The following is a 17,025-nucleotide window of genomic DNA, read 5'->3' as shown; positions in this document are numbered from 1 at the left end:
ATGACTGTCTCTGTAGAGCGCGACAGCGCGGTGCTGCTGCATTTCACGCTGAAGCTTGAGGATGGCTCCGTCGCGGAGTCAACCTCTGCGTCCGGCAAACCGGCGCTGTTCCGTCTGGGCGACGGCAGCCTTTCCGCTGCGCTGGAGCAGGAGCTGCTGGGACTCAAGGCGGGCGATAAGCACGCTTTTACGCTGGAACCGGAAGCGGCGTTTGGCGCCGTCAGCCCGGATCTGATCCAGTACTTCTCGCGCCGCGACTTTATTGATGCGGGCGAGCCGGAAGTTGGCGCCATCATGCTCTTTACCGGCATGGGCGGCAGCGAGATGCCCGGTGTGATCCGCGAAATTTCCGGGGATTCCATCACCGTCGATTTCAATCATCCGCTGGCCGGTCATCAGGTTCACTTCGATATCGATGTGCTGGAGGTCAATCCGGTACTGGAGGCAAACGATGCAAATCCTGCTGGCTAACCCGCGCGGCTTCTGCGCCGGCGTCGATCGCGCCATCAGCATTGTCGAGCGCGCGCTGGAGATGTACGGCGCGCCAATCTATGTGCGCCATGAAGTGGTACACAACCGCTACGTGGTGAACAGCCTGCGCGAACGCGGCGCGATCTTTATCGAAGAGATCAGCGAAGTGCCGGATAACGCCATTCTGATTTTCTCGGCGCACGGCGTATCGCAGGCGGTACGCGCCGAAGCGAAAGCGCGCAGCCTGACCATGCTGTTCGACGCTACCTGTCCGCTGGTGACCAAAGTCCATATGGAGGTAGCGCGCGCCAGCCGTAAAGGAGTGGAAGCGATCCTGATCGGCCATGCCGGGCATCCGGAGGTTGAAGGCACCATGGGCCAGTACAGCAACCCGAACGGCGGCATGTATCTGGTGGAGTCGCCGGAAGATGTCTTTAAGCTGCAGGTGAAGGATGAGAGCAATCTCTGCTTTATGACGCAGACCACGCTGTCGGTCGATGACACCTCTGACGTGATCGATGCGCTGCGCGCGCGCTTTCCGGCAATTATTGGCCCGCGTAAAGACGATATCTGCTATGCCACCACCAACCGGCAGGAAGCGGTGCGCGTGCTGGCGCGCGATGCGGAAGTGGTGCTGGTAGTTGGCTCGAAGAACTCCTCCAACTCCAATCGCCTGGCGGAGCTGGCACAGCGCGCCGGCAAGCTGGCGAAACTGATTGACTCTGCGGACGACATCCAGGAAGAGTGGGTAAAAGGCATCGCGTGCATCGGCGTTACAGCTGGCGCATCGGCGCCCGACATCCTGGTACAGCAGGTGATCCAGCGCCTGCGCGAGCTGGGCGGCGAAGCGGCCATCGAGCTCATCGGCCGTGAAGAGAATATCGTGTTTGAAGTGCCGAAAGAGCTGCGCGTCGACGTGCGCAACGTGCAGTAACCCTGCATTTCACAGCTTGCTGAGAGGCCGACGATAGTCGGCCTTTTTTATGGGCGAAAGGGGTGATTGCCAGCCAAAGGAATTGCTTTTACTGATAATCGGTAAGCGCTACCCTGAAATTCTAATTATCCCGGTTTAGTAGTGGCGCGTCTGTTAACTGACCGTTAACCTGATTGCGCTTTGCATGCATAGTTTTGTATCAGGAACGAATAAATATGAGTAATTACCGCATTGCCATCGTAGGCGCGTCAGGCCGCATGGGACGCAATCTGATCGAGGCGACGCAGCAGGCGGAGGGCGTCGAGCTGGGCGCCGCGCTGGTGCGCCCCGGATCCTCGCTGACGGGCAGCGACGCTGGCGAACTGGCCGGACTGGGAAAAAACGGCGTTATTATCGCCGACGATTTACGCAGCGTGATGGATGACTTTGACGTGCTGGTGGATTTCACTCGCCCTGAAGGCACGCTGCACTATCTGGCGCTGTGCCGCGAATACAACAAGGCGATGGTGACCGGCACGACCGGTTTCGATGACGCGGGCAAAGCGGCGATTCAGGCTGCCGCCGCCGATATCGGCATTGTCTTCGCCGCCAATTTTAGCGTCGGCGTGAATCTGGTGCTCAAGCTGCTGGAGAAAACGGCGAAGGTCATGGGCGACTACGCCGATATCGAAATCGTCGAAGCGCACCATCGCCATAAGGTCGATGCGCCTTCGGGCACGGCGCTGGCGATGGGCGAAGCGATTGCCGATGCCATGAGCTGGGACTTAAAGGAGCATGCCGTCTACGCGCGTGAAGGTCATACCGGCGAGCGCAAGCCGCAGACTATCGGTTTTGCTACGGTGCGCGCGGGCGACATCGTCGGCGAGCATACGGCGATGTTTGCAGATATCGGCGAGCGCGTTGAGATAACCCACAAGGCTTCAAGCCGCATGACCTTCGCAAATGGCGCGGTTAAGGCAGCATTGTGGCTGAAAGAGAAGAAACCTGGGCTTTACGATATGCGTGACGTGCTGGATTTATCAATGCTGTGAATGTTGTGAACCATCGTGATGTGGTTATTTCAATCGTTAACATATTGATTGGGCAGGGCGATACTATTATCGCCCTTAATTTTATCCTGTAAATGTGGGTTTTTGTCTTTTTGTTGTGCGTGTTGCTTAAAAAAAGATGTTTTCTCTATCTGGATGGCTAAGAAAAGCGCTTTTTTGACCATTTGGTCAAAAATAGTAGCCTCTTCAGCGCGGTTTTATCTTATTTCTTTCAGGCAACCGTTTATTCTTACCGTTAATGTCTCTTTTTTGCGACTTATTGCTGTGTTTCCTCTCCAGTGACTCAAAAAACACTAAAAAATCACGCTTCAGGGTAGACAAGCCTGAGAGCGATCATTAGAATGCGCGCAATTTGCCAAAAATCGACCACACAGGCGGTTTTTGCCTTGATTCAGGGCCAAATTTTGAATTAATATGCAAATATTGTGACTGTTTATTCCCTGGAGGATGTTTTGATTAAGTCAGCGCTCTTGGTTCTGGAAGACGGAACCCAATTCCACGGTCGGGCCATAGGGGCAACGGGATCGGCAGTGGGGGAAGTCGTTTTCAATACGTCAATGACCGGTTATCAAGAAATACTCACTGATCCCTCCTATTCCCGCCAGATCGTCACCCTCACTTATCCCCATATCGGCAATGTCGGCGTCAACGCCGCTGACGCAGAATCCACACAAATTCACGCGCAAGGCCTGGTCATTCGCGACCTGCCTCTGATTGTCAGCAACTTCCGCAGCGAAGAGAGCCTGTCAGCTTACCTGCAGCGCAATAATGTGGTGGGCATCGCCGATATCGACACCCGCAAGCTGACGCGCCTGCTGCGTGAAAAAGGGGCGCAAAACGGCTGCATCATCGCGGGCGACAACCCCGACGCGGCGCTGGCGCTGCAGAAAGCGCAGGCGTTCCCAGGGCTGAAAGGGATGGATCTGGCGAAAGAAGTCACAACGGCGGAGACCTATAGCTGGCAGCAGGGCTCCTGGACGCTGAACGAGGGGCTGCCGCAGGCGAAGCGCGCGGAAGCGCTGCCCTATCACGTTGTGGCCTACGATTACGGCGTAAAATTCAATATTTTCCGCATGCTGGTAGACCGCGGCTGTCGACTGACGGTGGTGCCGGCGCAGACGCCTGCCGAAGAGGTGCTGAAACTTAATCCAGACGGGATTTTCCTCTCTAACGGACCGGGTGACCCGGAGCCGTGCGATTACGCCATCAGCGCCATCAAAACCTTCCTCGAAACCGAAATTCCGGTGTTCGGCATCTGCCTCGGCCACCAGCTGCTGGCGCTGGCGAGCGGTGCGAAAACGGTGAAGATGAAGCTCGGCCACCACGGCGGCAACCATCCTGTGCAGGATCTCGACAACAACTGCGTCATGATCACTGCGCAAAACCACGGCTTTGCCGTCGATGACGCCAGCCTGCCGGCGAACCTGCGCGTGACGCACATTTCGCTGTTCGACAAAACGGTGCAGGGCATTCACCGCACCGATAAACCAGCGTTCAGCTTCCAGGGACATCCGGAAGCGAGCCCGGGCCCGCACGACGCCGCGCCGCTGTTCGATCACTTTATCGAGCTGATCGAAGCCTACCGTTCGAAAGCTAAGTAATCAGGAGCCAGAAAATGCCGAAACGTACAGATATAAAATCCATCCTGATCCTTGGCGCAGGCCCGATTGTTATCGGCCAGGCCTGTGAGTTTGACTACTCTGGCGCGCAGGCGTGTAAGGCGCTGCGCGAAGAGGGCTATCGCGTCATTCTGGTTAACTCCAACCCGGCGACCATTATGACCGACCCGGAGATGGCCGATGCGACCTATATCGAGCCGATTCACTGGGAAGTGGTACGCAAAATTATTGAAAAAGAGCGCCCGGATGCGGTGCTGCCGACCATGGGCGGCCAGACCGCGCTGAACTGCGCGCTGGAGCTGGAGCGTCAGGGCGTGCTGGAAGAGTTCGGCGTCACCATGATTGGCGCCACGGCTGATGCCATCGATAAAGCAGAAGATCGCCGCCGCTTCGACGTGGCGATGAAAAGCATCGGACTGGATACGGCGCGTTCAGGCATCGCCCATACCATGGAAGAAGCGCTAGCCGTGGCTGAAGAGGTTGGCTTCCCATGCATTATTCGTCCCTCGTTCACCATGGGCGGCACCGGCGGCGGCATCGCCTATAACCGTGAAGAGTTTGAAGAGATCTGCGAACGCGGGCTCGACCTCTCGCCGACCAACGAGCTGCTGATCGATGAGTCGCTGATTGGCTGGAAAGAGTATGAGATGGAGGTGGTGCGCGACAAAAATGACAACTGCATCATCGTCTGCTCTATCGAAAACTTCGACGCCATGGGCATTCACACCGGCGACTCCATCACCGTCGCGCCAGCGCAGACGCTGACCGATAAAGAGTATCAGATCATGCGTAACGCCTCGCTGGCAGTGCTGCGTGAAATCGGTGTGGAAACCGGTGGCTCCAACGTACAGTTCTCGGTCAACCCGAAAGACGGCCGCCTGATCGTTATCGAAATGAACCCGCGCGTCTCGCGCTCCTCGGCGCTCGCCTCTAAGGCGACGGGCTTCCCCATCGCTAAAGTGGCGGCTAAGCTGGCGGTCGGCTTTACGCTGGATGAGCTGATGAACGACATTACAGGCGGCCTGACGCCGGCGTCGTTTGAACCCTCTATCGACTATGTCGTGACCAAAATCCCGCGCTTTAACTTCGAGAAATTCGCCGGCGCGAACGACCGCCTGACGACCCAGATGAAATCGGTCGGCGAGGTAATGGCGATTGGCCGCACCTTCCAGGAGTCGATGCAGAAAGCGCTGCGCGGTCTGGAAGTCGGCGCTACCGGCTTCGACCCGAAAGTGCATCTTGACGATGCCGATGCGCTGACCCGCATTCGCCGCGAGCTGAAAGATGCAGGCGCCGATCGTATCTGGTATATCGCCGATGCGTTCCGCGCCGGCATGTCGGTCGACGGCGTCTTCAACCTGACCAATATCGATCGCTGGTTCCTGGTGCAGATTGAAGAGCTGGTGCGTCTGGAAGAGCAGGTGGCACGCGAGGGCGTCAACGGCCTGAGCCAGCCGTTCCTGCGCGCGCTGAAGCGTAAAGGCTTTGCCGATGCGCGTCTGGCTGCGCTGGCAGGCGTCTCAGAAGGGGAGATCCGCAAGCTGCGTCAGCAGTACAACCTGCATCCGGTCTATAAGCGCGTCGATACCTGCGCCGCCGAGTTCGCCACCGATACCGCCTATATGTACTCCACCTATGAAGAGGAGTGCGAGGCGAACCCGAATCAGGATCGCGACAAGATTATGGTGCTGGGCGGCGGGCCAAACCGCATCGGGCAGGGCATCGAGTTTGACTACTGCTGCGTGCACGCCGCGCTGGCGCTGCGCGAAGATGGTTTCGAAACCATTATGGTGAACTGCAACCCGGAAACGGTTTCTACCGACTACGACACCTCTGATCGTCTCTACTTCGAGCCGGTCACGCTGGAAGACGTGCTGGAGATCGTGCGCATCGAGCAGCCGAAAGGCGTGATCGTGCAGTACGGCGGGCAGACGCCGCTGAAGCTGGCGCGCGCGCTGGAAGCCGCAGGCGTGCCGGTTATCGGCACCAGCCCGGACGCGATTGACCGCGCCGAAGATCGCGAGCGCTTCCAGCAGGCGGTCGATCGCCTGAACCTGAAGCAGCCGGCTAACGCCACCGTTACCACGCTGGAGCAGGCGGTTGAGAAAGCGGCCAGCCTCGGCTATCCGCTGGTGGTGCGTCCTTCTTATGTGCTGGGCGGCCGCGCGATGGAGATCGTCTACGACGAGATCGACCTCAAGCGCTACTTCCAGACCGCCGTCTCCGTCTCCAACGATGCGCCGGTGCTGCTGGATCGCTTCCTGGACGACGCGGTCGAGGTGGACGTGGATGCGATCTGCGACGGCGAGCGCGTGCTGATTGGCGGCATCATGGAGCACATCGAGCAGGCAGGCGTCCACTCGGGCGACTCCGCCTGTTCGCTGCCCGCCTACACGCTGAGCCAGGAGATTCAGAACGTGATGCGTCAGCAGGTCGAGCGCCTGGCGTTCGAACTCAACGTGCGCGGCCTGATGAACGTGCAGTTCGCGGTGAAGGACAACGAGGTTTACCTGATCGAGGTCAACCCACGCGCGGCGCGTACCGTGCCGTTCGTCTCTAAAGCCACCGGCGTGCCGCTGGCGAAAGTCGCGGCGCGCGTCATGGCGGGCAAAACGCTGGCCGAGCAGGGCGTCACGAAAGAGGTGATCCCGCCGTACTACTCGGTAAAAGAGGTGGTACTGCCGTTCAACAAATTCCAGGGCGTGGATCCCATTCTCGGCCCGGAAATGCGCTCCACCGGTGAAGTGATGGGCGTGGGCCGTACCTTTGCCGAAGCCTTCTCGAAGGCGATGCTGGGCGCCCAGAGCAACATGAAGAAGAGCGGCCGCGCGCTGCTGTCGGTCCGCGAAGGCGATAAGAAGCGCATCGTCGATCTGGCGGCCAAGCTGCTGAAGTTTGGCTTTGAGCTGGACGCCACTCACGGTACCGCCGTGGTGCTGGGCGAAGCGGGCATTAATCCGCGTCTGGTGAATAAGGTGCACGAAGGCCGCCCGCATATTCAGGATCGCCTGAAGAACGGCGAATATACCTATATCGTCAACACCACTGCCGGTCGTCAGGCGATTGAGGATTCGCGCGTTATTCGTCGCAGCGCGTTGCAGTATAAAGTGCACTACGACACTACGCTGAACGGCGGTTTCGCCACGGCGATGTCGCTGAATGCGGATCCAACGGAAAAAGTGATTTCCGTACAGGAAATGCACGCGCTTATTAACGGTTAATTTCCGTGCATAATTAAACGGCCCTCCGGGGCCGTTTTTTTTATTTTTTTATCAGCAGCTTTGATAATAAATAACTAAAAACGATTAAAGTTTTGCGCATTTGTCTTTAGGATTAGCGCACAATGCTATTGCGATAATTCTCTGTAAAAATCGCACAAATTTATAAAGCGAAAGCCTGTCTGCTCAACGTAATATCTCGCCGCCTATTCTTCCGGGCCAATCAGGGATTTATAAAAAAATGAAAATGCGTGCTTTCACACTGAGCGCTATTGCTGCGTTAATGGCGGCTGCGCCCATTGCCAGCCAGGCTGAAGTTACTCTGCTTAAACAAGATCCGCAGGCGGGCGATCCGCTGAGCCGACTGAACTTCACCGTGGGCGGCAGTATTCGCCCGCAGTTCGAACACCAGACCGGCGTCAACGATAAATCTTTCAAGCGTAATGGCTTTGACGGCGGCACCCGCTTCCGCTTCGCCGCTGACTATTATCTGTTCGACGATATTAGCTGGGCCAGCTACTACGAGGTGGGCGTTAATATTCCCGCCGTATTCGACTGGGATAACCACTATAAAGATGGCGCCAACGACACCACGCGTCGCCAGCTCTATACCGGCCTGAAAAGCAAAACCTGGGGCGAAATCTATTTCGGCCAGCAGAACAGCGTTTTCTATGATGTTGTCGGCGCGAAAACCGATATCTGGGATTACGACATGAAAGGCCAGGCGCCGGGCAACGGCATCAGCGGCGACTACGACGGCTCTTACCGTTCGCGCAAGCAGCTGAAGTATAAAAATACCTTTGGCGCGGTCGACCTCTACGCCTCTTATCTGTTCAGCGACAACGAATATCTGCCGGGCAACGGCCTGCGCTACAAGCGTAAAGGCGGCGGTTCACTGGGCGTGGATTACCATATTACCGACGACCTGACCTGGGGCACAGCGTGGAACTATACCCGCGCGGAGATGCGTAATCCGGGTAATAGCGACAGCGGCGACTATAACCAGAATATCTACGGCACTGCACTAAGCTGGAAGCCGGGCAACTGGACGCTCTCCGCGGGCGGCGGCTGGTATCAAAACTTCCTGCTGACTAAGCGCAGCAACGTTAACGACTATTTTGCTGATGACGCCTGGGGCCTGGAATACTTCGCTGGCTACAAGATCCCGGTCAAGCAGTACGGTCTGAAAGCGGTGCAGCCTTACGTAATGGGCGATCGTCTGGAGTATGTGAACGGCCGTAACTACCAGCGTATCGACAACGGCGTGGGCGTTACGCTGTTCCTCGACTACGGTTTCCGCGTCGACTACGAACACGTCTTCACCTCCAGCACCGACAACCTGGGCGATATGAACCTGGTGCGTCTGCGCTACGATTTCTAATCGTCAAAAAGATAGCGGCTCCCGAGGGAGCCGTTTTTTCAGGGGGCCAGTGCCGCGTCATCAAGCGGATCGGGGCCAAATCGGTTGGGGCCGACCGTGCCGCGCAGGCAGAAGTAAATCAGCAGCAGCAGCGTGCCCAGCAGCGGAATGAGCATAATCAGCAGCCACCAGCCAGAGCGATCGAGGTCGTGCAGACGACGTACGCCGACGGCGACAGAGGGGATCAGTACGACAACGGAGTAGATGAGCGAAAGCAGCCCCTGGTCAGAAAAAACTTTCAGTCCGAGCAGTTCATCGACTGCGCTGCAGGCCAGCGAAATCAGCGTGCTGAATAATAAAAACAGCCAGAACGTTTTGCGACGACAGCGACCGTTAACAACCGCGTACATTTTCAAAACCGTCAGATAGTGATTCACTTTATGGGTCCTTTTTTTAATCAAATCAGAGCAGCGGTTCCTGTCAGGTCAAGGTGAAACGCGCTATTCCCGCCCTTGTGCCAGGTAACCTATTTTATCTGGCGGCTTAGGGTGCCGCACAGAAAAAAAGCGGTGTAAAACTCTGCTGAGTAATAAAAATGCGGTGGCATAAGCCCTTTACGTAATTACACTCTTCCCCCTATCGACGAAAGTTTCGCCTTTACGTATGATGGCGCGAATTTTTTATCTGTGAGTCTCTTAACATGATTAGTCTGATCGCGGCATTAGCAGCAGATCGCGTCATTGGTATGGAAGGTGCCATGCCGTGGAACCTGCCTGCGGATTTGGCGTGGTTTAAACGTAACACCCTGAATAAGCCGGTGATTATGGGTCGTCTGACCTTTGAATCTATCGGTCGTCCGCTGCCAGGACGCCTTAATATCGTGGTCAGCAGCCAACCGGGCGCGACGGAAGGCGTCACCTGGGTGACCTCGCTGGATGAGGCGATTAAAGCGGCCGGTGACGTGCCGGAGATAATGGTGATTGGCGGCGGGCGGATCTACGAACAGATGCTGAAGCGCGCCGATCGTCTCTATCTCACCCATATTGACGCCGAGGTAGAAGGGGACACGCAGTTCCCGGATTACGAACCGGATGAATGGCAATCGACCTTTAGCGAGTTTCACGACGCCGACGGGCAGAACTCCCACAGCTACTGCTTCGAAATCCTCGATCGCCGCTAAGCGTTAATCAGCAAAACGCCTTGTTGAAGGGCATTTGGCAAATGATTAAAACGTTTGCAAGCGGTAGGCCGGGCTTGGAGAGCAAAGCGTCCCGCGCCATGGATGGCATGGGCCGAGCGAGCATGGATGCCTTGAGCGACTTTGCGATCGAGCCCGGTCTACCGCGTCGGCACTATTTCACGCCTTGTCTAACGACAAGGCGTTTTCTTTTTCGCCTCTCTCAGGCGGACTGCTGCGGCGGGACGCTGTCGGTTATAGACGACTGACGGCTGGAGGGCTGCGTATAGTAGCGCTGGCTTTCCCAGTGCAGCAGCGTCAGCACGCCGCCCCAGCAGCAGCCGGTATCCAGGCCGATCACGCCGGGCGGCGTGCCTTTGCCCTCCAGCGAGGCCCAGTGGCCGAACACCTGCGTGTAGTCGTCAGGCAGCTTGCCAGGGATGGTAAACCAGGGCCTGAGCGGCGGCGGCGCGGAGTCCGGCGCCTCTTTGCAAATCATATCAAGCTGGCCGTTGGGGAAGCAGAGGCGCATGCGCGTCAGGGCATTGGCGGAAAAGCGCAGGCGCGCCAGGCCACTTAGCTCTGGCGTCCAGTTATTCGGCATGTCACCGTACATGGCATCCAGAAACAGCGGGTAGCTGTCGCTGGAGAGCACCGCCTCCAGCTCGCGCGCGCAAGTCTGCGCCGTCTCTAAATCCCACTGTGGCGTGATGCCGGCGTGCGCCATTACCAGCTTCTTCTCTTCATCGACCTGCAACAGCGGCTGGCGGCGCAGCCAGTTAAGCAGTTCGTCGGCGTCCTTCGCTTCGAGCAGCGGCGTCAGGCGATCCTTGGGTTTGTTGCGGCTGATGCCGGCGAACACCGCCAGCAAATGCAAATCATGATTGCCCAGCACCAGACGCACGCTCTCGCCGAGCGATTTTACATAGCGCAGCACCTCAAGCGAATCGGGGCCGCGCGCGACCAGATCGCCGGTCAGCCACAGCGTATCCTGCTCAGGCGAAAAGTCGACCTGCTTCAGCAGAGCGCGCAGCTCATCGTAACAACCGTGAACGTCGCCAATCAGATATGTGCTCATAGAGAATTATCCGCAATAAAAAACCGCGCCCGGCAGAGCCGGGCGAAGGGTGAAAAGATCAGTGTATATGGGTTTCTACGGCGAGGCGGAACACCGGGATGTCGATGTGGAAGGTTTCCCCGTCCTCATCCTGCATCACATAGTGTCCCTGCATGGTGCCCATCGGCGTTTCGATAACAGCGCCGCTGGTGTACTGAAATTCGCTGCCGGGTGCAATCACGGGCTGCTCGCCGACCACGCCTTCGCCCTGAACTTCGGTTTCGCGCCCGTTGCCGTTAGTGATGAGCCAGTAGCGACCCAGCAGCTGTACGGCGTTTCGACCCAGATTGCGGATGGTAATGGTATAGGCAAAGACAAAGCGCTCCTCTTCCGGTGAAGATTGAGAAGCGATATAGAGGCTTTGTACCTGAACAGACATCCGGGCCGATTCACTCATGCGTTACTCCAGCGGTTCAACGTTGTGCGTCGCCAGCCAGTTGGCCAACTGACAGTATTGCGCCACCGACACGTTTTCCGCGCGTAGTCCTGCATCAATGCCCAGCTCTTCCAGCGCGCCAGCGGTGAACAGATAGCCGAGGCTGTTGCGCAGGGTTTTGCGGCGCTTGCCGAAGGCTTCGGTGGTGATGCGGCTCAGTACGCGAATATCACTGACCGGATGCGGCGGTTCCACAAACGGCACCAGGCGCACCACTGCCGAATCCACTTTCGGCGGCGGTGTAAAAGCGTGCGGCGGCACTTCAAGTACCGGGATAACCTGACAATAATATTGCGCCATCACGCTGAGGCGGCCATAGGCTTTGCTGCCTGGCCCGGCGACGAGGCGGTTGACCACCTCTTTCTGCAGCATGAAGTGCATATCTTTAATCGAACCAGTATAGCTGAAAAGGTGAAACATCAGCGGGGTCGAAATATTGTAGGGCAGGTTGCCAAAGACGCGCAGCGGCTGGCCTTTTTCTTTCGCCAGCGCGGCGAAATCGAAGCTCATCGCATCCTGCTGATAGATCGTTAGCTTCGGACCGAGGAACGGATGCGTCTGCAGACGCGCGGCCAGATCGCGGTCCAGCTCGACCACCGTTAAGGCGTCGAGGCGCTCGCCGACCGGTTCGGTCAGCGCGCCGAGGCCAGGGCCGATTTCCACCAGCGCTTCGCTGCGCTGCGGATGGATGGCGGAGACAATGCTGTCGATAATGTACTGATCGTTCAGGAAGTTCTGCCCGAAACGTTTACGGGCGTAGTGCCCCTGATGGACGCGATTATTCATTACTGCTCTTGATCATAGTGATGGCGAGGTTAAGCGCCGTAATAAAGCTGCCCGGCTCCGCCTGGCCCAGACCGGCCAGCTCCAGCGCGGTGCCGTGGTCGACGGAGGTACGGATAAAGGGCAGGCCGAGGGTGATATTCACCGCGCGGCCAAACCCCTGAAATTTTAGCACCGGCAAACCCTGATCGTGATACATCGCCAGCACCGCATCGGCGTGCTGCAGATATTTCGGCTGGAAAAGGGTATCGGCCGGCAGTGGCCCGGTAAGCTGGATGCCCTGTTCACGCAGGGAGTCGAGCGCCGGAATAATGGTATCGATCTCTTCGCGTCCCATATGGCCGCTCTCGCCTGCATGGGGATTGAGCCCGCAGACAAAGATATGCGGCTGAGGGATGGCGAACTTCTGCTGCAGATCGCGATGCAGGATGGTAATGACCTCGCGCAGGCTGGCGTGGGTAATCGCCGCAGAGACATCTTTCAGCGGCAGATGCGTGGTCGCCAGCGCGACGCGCAGTTCTTCGGTCGCCAGCATCATCACGACGCGATGACCGCCGGCGCGGTCGGCGAAGAATTCGGTGTGGCCGGTAAAAGGAATGCCGGCATCGTTAATCACGCCTTTATGCACCGGGCCGGTGATCAGCGCGGCGAATTCGCCGTTCAGGCAGCCGTCGCAGGCGCGCGCCAGGGTCGCCAGCACATAGGCGCTGTTGGCTGGCTGGAGTTCGCCTGGCGTGACCGGCTGCGCGGTCTCTATCGGCAGAATCGTCAGCGAGCCGGCCTGCTGCGGCTGCGCCGCAAGACCGGGCTGATAGTCGCGCAGCGTCAGCGGCAAGCCGAGCTGAGCGGCGCGCGCAAGCAGCAGCTGCGGCGACGCGCAGACCACCAGTTCAACCGGCCAGCTTTGCTGAGCCAGCTGAATGGCGAGATCGGGGCCAATCCCGGCGGGTTCGCCGGGCGTAATAACGACGCGATAATTACTGGGCATTGCCGTCCAGGATTTTCACGTAGGCGCTGGCGCGCTGTTCCTGCATCCAGGTCTGCGCTTCTTCGGCAAACTTGCGGTTGAACAGCAGGCGATAGGCACGCTCTTTCTGCGCCGCGTCGGTCTTGTCGACCTGGCGGGTATCCAGCAGCTGAATCAGGTGCCAGCCGAAAGAGGAGTGAACCGGCTGGCTGGTCTGGCCTTTCTGCAGCTGCAGCAGGGCGTCGCGGAATGCCGGATCGAAGGCTTCCGGTGAGGACCAGCCCAGATCGCCGCCCTGATTGGCGGAGCCCGGGTCGTCGGAGAACTGTTTCGCTGCCGCCGCGAAGCTGGTTTTACCGCTGCGGATATCGGCAGCGATCTGTTCCAGCTTCGCGCGTGCCTGCTCATCGGTCAGGATCGGCGACGGTTTGATCAGGATATGGCGCGCGTGCACTTCGGTAACGGAGATGTTTTTGCTCTCGCCGCGCAGGTCGTTGACCTTCAGGATATGAAAGCCGACGCCGGAGCGGATTGGGCCGACGATATCGCCTTTTTTCGCCGAGGAGAGCGCCTGCGCGAACAGGGTCGGCAGCTCTTCGATTTTGCCCCAGCCCATGTTGCCGCCTTTCAGCGCCTGCGGATCGGCGGAGTAGGTCACGGCCAGCTTGCCGAAATCCGCGCCGCCTTTCAGTTCGCCAACCAGCTGCTTAGCCAGCGCTTCCTGATCGTCGACCTGCTGCTGCGTCGGGTTTTCCGGCAGCGGCAGCAGAATCTGGCTGACGTTCAGTTCGGTGCCCTGTGCGTTTTGCGCGCCAACCTGGGTTGCCAGCGTATCGACTTCCTGCGGCAGGATGGTGACACGACGACGCACTTCATTGTTACGAACTTCGGCAATCAGCATCTCTTTGCGGATCTGGCTGCGGTAGTCGCTGTAGTTGACGCCGTCGTAGGCCAGGCGGCTGCGCAGCTGATCGAGGCTCATACGGTTCTGCGCGGCGATATTGCCGATCGCCTGGTCGAGTTGCTGATCGCTGATCTGCAGGCCCGCTTTTTCGCCCATCTGCAGGATGATGTTGTCCATGATCTGACGTTCAAGGATCTGATGACGCAACGTCTTGTCGTCCGGCAGCTGCTGTCCGGCCTGCTGCGCCTGCGCCTTTACGGTGCGCAGCATATTGTCAACGTCACTCTCCAGAACGACGCCGTTATTCACAACGGCAGCGACTTTATCAACCACTTGTGGTGCTGCGAACGCGGTGTTGGCGGCTATCGCCACACCCAGAATCAGCATTCTCCAGTTCTTCATACTTTTTCCATAGTTGTTTCCGCAGTGCGGGAATTACCAGTCAAACATCGCAACATCAGAAAGCGCGCTGGTAAGGGATAATGCCCTGGCGCAGCATCTGATCGGTGCCTAAGCCATAACCGGAGCTCAAACCACGCAGCTCAATGTTGAATGAGATTTGGTTGTCATACTTACTGTCGTTGTTTTCCCAACCGTTGATCTTGCGTTCGTAACCGACGCGGATCGCGTAGCAGCAGGAGCTGTACTGCAGGCCAACCAGCTGCGAAGCTGGCTTCTGGTTGCGCGTATCGTAGTAGTACGCGCCTACCACTGACCAGGCGTCCGCAATCGGCCAGCTGGCGGTGCCGCCTACCTGTGAAATGCCCTTTTTGTAGATCGGGTTGTTCACCAGGTCGGAGTTGTTCAGCGCGCTGGCGACGTATTCCGGGCTGCTGTAGCGATAGCTCAGCTGCAGAACGCGGTCGGCATCGCGACGATACTCCAGCACGGTATTGCCCTGCGCAACGTTGTTGAGACGGGTGTCATACTGCAACCCGCCGCGTACGCCCCAGCGATCGCTGACTTTCCAGTAGGTGTCGCCGGCCCAAATCAGGCTGCCGGTGTCATCCTCTTTGTTGGTCTGGTTTACGCCGGTACGCGCAGGGGTAAACGAGTAGATTTGACCCACGGAAACGTTAAAACGTTCAACCAGATCCTGATCATAAATACGCGTGGTGACGCCGGTCGATACTTCGTTGGCGGAGGCGATGCGATCCAGGCCGCTATAGGTGCGGTCGCGGAACAGCCCGGTATAGTCGGTCTGCAGCAGCGTCGAGTCGTACGGATAGATATCGCTCTGGTTGCGGTATGGAATATAGAGATATTGCACGCGCGGCTCGAGCGTCTGGGTGTAGCCTTGCGCCCAGTCCATATCGCGGTCGAATACCAGACGGCCGTCGACCTTGAACTGCGGCATGGTACGGTTCACCGTGCTTTTCAGCTGGCCGCTCTGGCTGTTGGTCTCGCTTGCCAGATTGGTGTTGTAATAATCGAGCGAATCCTGTTCATAATGCGTCGCAAGGAATTTCGCTTCAGTATCCAGACTCGCCCAGCCGTTGGAGAGCGGCAGGTTCAGCGTCGGCTCGACGTGCAGGCGGGTCGCTTCAGGATAGTGATTATTAACGTTGGTGAACTTCACTGCCTGTGCGTAAATGCGGCCGTCAAACGGACCGATGTCGTTCTGGTAGAAGTTCAGATCGAGCTGCGGCTGCGCGCGATAGACGTTGTTGTTAGTGTTGCCGAAGACCTGGAAGTCGCGGCTGGAGAGCGTCGCGTCCCAGTTGGTGTCGGCGTAGCCGATGCTGAACTTCTGCGTCGCATAGCCGTCGGTCGAGGTGTAATATTTCGAGTCGAGATCGTTAAAGTAGTAAGGATCGCTGACTTTGGTGTAATCGGCGTTGAAGCGCCAGTGCTGATCGTAGACTCCGGCGTGGCGCCAGTAGAAGAGCCAGCGGTCATTGCTCTTGTCTTCCGCGATGCTGCGCGCCGCTTTGTCTTTATCGTACTGATTGTCCGACGGCAGATAGTCGAACTCCATCAGGCCAGCGCCGAACTGCGTCAGGTAGCGGAATTCGTTTTCCAGCTGCATGCCGCGCTTCGACATGTAGTGCGGCGTAATGGTAGCGTCCGCCTGCGGCGCGATGTTCCAGTAGTAGGGCAGGATAAACTCGAACCCTTTGCTGCTACCATATTTCGCGTTCGGGATCAGAAAACCGGAGCGGCGACGATCGCCAATCGGTAGCTGCAGATAGGGGCTATAGAAGATCGGCACCGCGCCCAGCTTAAAGCGGGCATTCCAGATCTCCGCCACCTCTTCTTCGCGATCCTGGATCACCTGCGATCCCACCACGCTCCAGCTGTTGTAGCCGGGCAGGCACGAGGTGAAACTGCCGTTTTCCAGAATGGTGTAGCGGTTATCGGCGCGCTGCTTCATCAGCTCGGCGTCGCCGCGTCCCTGACGACCCACCATCTGGTAGTTGCCGTTCCAGACGTTGGTATCTTTAGTGTTCAAATTGGACCAGGCTTTCGGCCCCTTCAGGATGACCTGATTGTCGTCATAGCGCACATTACCCAGCGCATCGACGGTACGAACCGGCGTGGTTTGTCCTTCCTGCTGGCGCTGATGCAGCTGCATCTCATCTGACTGCAGGCGGCTGTTGCCCTGCTGTACCTCTACATTGCCGGTGAATACCGCGTCGTCCGGATAGTTTCCCTTTGCCGCGTCGGAATGAATCGTGACCGGCAGCTGGTTCGTCTGGCCAGTGACCAGCGGGCGATTATAGCTCGGCACGCCCAGCATACACTGCGACATAAGATCGTCGGCCAGGGCAGACTGACTGGATATCGCTGCGCCAATCATGGTGGCCAGCAGGGTAGGTAGTCGTTTATTCATACGCGGTATCGAGAATTCCATGAAAACTGGCATCATGCCGACAATCGGCTCAGAGACTAACGTACTGCCCGGCGTTGTGCCAGTGTTAATCCGTGTCTGTCCGCGTTGCCGTTAGGCGCTGGGATAAATGACAGGTATGATAATGCAATTTTCAGCC

14 protein-coding genes are annotated in these 17,025 nt (G+C 57.9%); 7 read left to right on the top strand and 7 right to left on the bottom strand.

Annotated features, from left to right (window positions below; genetic code table 11):
- The 6 genes from fkpB to Q9R34_RS04560 all read left to right on the top strand — a co-directional run bounded on the left by fkpB (window position 1) and on the right by Q9R34_RS04560 (window position 8,672).
- Window positions 1–471: an FKBP-type peptidyl-prolyl cis-trans isomerase gene (gene fkpB, locus Q9R34_RS04585; RefSeq protein ID WP_434126335.1), complete on the top strand. Its 471-nt coding sequence runs from the start codon at window positions 1–3 to the stop codon at window positions 469–471.
- Window positions 452–1,405, top strand: a complete 954-nt coding sequence (gene ispH, locus Q9R34_RS04580) for a 4-hydroxy-3-methylbut-2-enyl diphosphate reductase (protein ID WP_434126333.1) — start codon at window positions 452–454, stop codon at window positions 1,403–1,405. The genes fkpB and ispH overlap by 20 nt, the downstream gene beginning before the upstream one ends.
- A gap of 215 nt (window positions 1,406–1,620) precedes the next feature.
- On the top strand, window positions 1,621–2,436 hold the full coding sequence (gene dapB, locus Q9R34_RS04575; RefSeq protein WP_485892562.1) for a 4-hydroxy-tetrahydrodipicolinate reductase: 816 nt from the start codon (window positions 1,621–1,623) through the stop codon (window positions 2,434–2,436).
- Between the two features lie 470 nt (window positions 2,437–2,906).
- The gene (carA, locus tag Q9R34_RS04570) at window positions 2,907–4,055 is read left to right on the top strand and encodes a glutamine-hydrolyzing carbamoyl-phosphate synthase small subunit (RefSeq protein ID WP_434126329.1); all 1,149 of its coding nucleotides are present in this window, start codon (window positions 2,907–2,909) and stop codon (window positions 4,053–4,055) included.
- Between the two features lie 14 nt (window positions 4,056–4,069).
- Complete coding sequence (gene carB, locus Q9R34_RS04565) at window positions 4,070–7,294, top strand: carbamoyl-phosphate synthase large subunit (RefSeq protein ID WP_434126327.1); 3,225 nt, start codon at window positions 4,070–4,072, stop codon at window positions 7,292–7,294.
- A gap of 238 nt (window positions 7,295–7,532) precedes the next feature.
- Complete coding sequence (locus tag Q9R34_RS04560; protein ID WP_485892561.1) at window positions 7,533–8,672, top strand: porin; 1,140 nt, start codon at window positions 7,533–7,535, stop codon at window positions 8,670–8,672.
- A 38-nt stretch (window positions 8,673–8,710) separates the two neighbouring features.
- On the opposite strand, the gene Q9R34_RS04555 is transcribed toward Q9R34_RS04560, so the two are convergent.
- Entirely contained in the window at window positions 8,711–9,088 is a 378-nt protein-coding gene (locus Q9R34_RS04555; RefSeq protein ID WP_485892560.1) for a DUF805 domain-containing protein, read from the bottom strand.
- Between the two features lie 263 nt (window positions 9,089–9,351).
- Between Q9R34_RS04555 and folA the strand changes: the two genes are divergently transcribed.
- On the top strand, window positions 9,352–9,831 hold the full coding sequence (gene folA, locus Q9R34_RS04550) for a type 3 dihydrofolate reductase (RefSeq protein WP_434126322.1): 480 nt from the start codon (window positions 9,352–9,354) through the stop codon (window positions 9,829–9,831).
- 220 nt (window positions 9,832–10,051) lie between these two features.
- Here the strand turns inward: folA and apaH are convergent, their stop codons facing one another.
- From apaH to lptD, 6 genes are read right to left on the bottom strand one after another with little or no spacing between them, the layout of a single operon-like run.
- The gene (gene apaH / locus Q9R34_RS04545; RefSeq protein WP_485892558.1) at window positions 10,052–10,906 is read right to left on the bottom strand and encodes a bis(5'-nucleosyl)-tetraphosphatase (symmetrical) ApaH; all 855 of its coding nucleotides are present in this window, start codon (window positions 10,904–10,906) and stop codon (window positions 10,052–10,054) included.
- A 58-nt stretch (window positions 10,907–10,964) separates the two neighbouring features.
- Complete coding sequence (gene apaG, locus Q9R34_RS04540; RefSeq protein WP_434126319.1) at window positions 10,965–11,342, bottom strand: Co2+/Mg2+ efflux protein ApaG; 378 nt, start codon at window positions 11,340–11,342, stop codon at window positions 10,965–10,967.
- A gap of 3 nt (window positions 11,343–11,345) precedes the next feature.
- Complete coding sequence (gene rsmA, locus Q9R34_RS04535) at window positions 11,346–12,167, bottom strand: 16S rRNA (adenine(1518)-N(6)/adenine(1519)-N(6))-dimethyltransferase RsmA (RefSeq protein WP_434126317.1); 822 nt, start codon at window positions 12,165–12,167, stop codon at window positions 11,346–11,348.
- The gene (gene pdxA / locus Q9R34_RS04530; RefSeq protein WP_434126316.1) at window positions 12,160–13,152 is read right to left on the bottom strand and encodes a 4-hydroxythreonine-4-phosphate dehydrogenase PdxA; all 993 of its coding nucleotides are present in this window, start codon (window positions 13,150–13,152) and stop codon (window positions 12,160–12,162) included. Before pdxA ends, rsmA begins: the two co-directional genes overlap by 8 nt.
- The gene (gene surA, locus Q9R34_RS04525) at window positions 13,142–14,437 is read right to left on the bottom strand and encodes a peptidylprolyl isomerase SurA (RefSeq protein ID WP_434126314.1); all 1,296 of its coding nucleotides are present in this window, start codon (window positions 14,435–14,437) and stop codon (window positions 13,142–13,144) included. The genes pdxA and surA overlap by 11 nt, the downstream gene beginning before the upstream one ends.
- A 55-nt stretch (window positions 14,438–14,492) precedes the next feature.
- Complete coding sequence (gene lptD / locus Q9R34_RS04520) at window positions 14,493–16,868, bottom strand: LPS assembly protein LptD (RefSeq protein WP_485892557.1); 2,376 nt, start codon at window positions 16,866–16,868, stop codon at window positions 14,493–14,495.
- Window positions 16,869–17,025: the final 157 nt, after the last annotated feature.

It is taken from the genome of Enterobacter sp. BRE11 (genome assembly GCF_031844285.1).
Lineage (GTDB): Bacteria > Pseudomonadota > Gammaproteobacteria > Enterobacterales > Enterobacteriaceae > Pantoea.
This window is presented reverse-complemented; position numbering and strand designations above follow the sequence as displayed.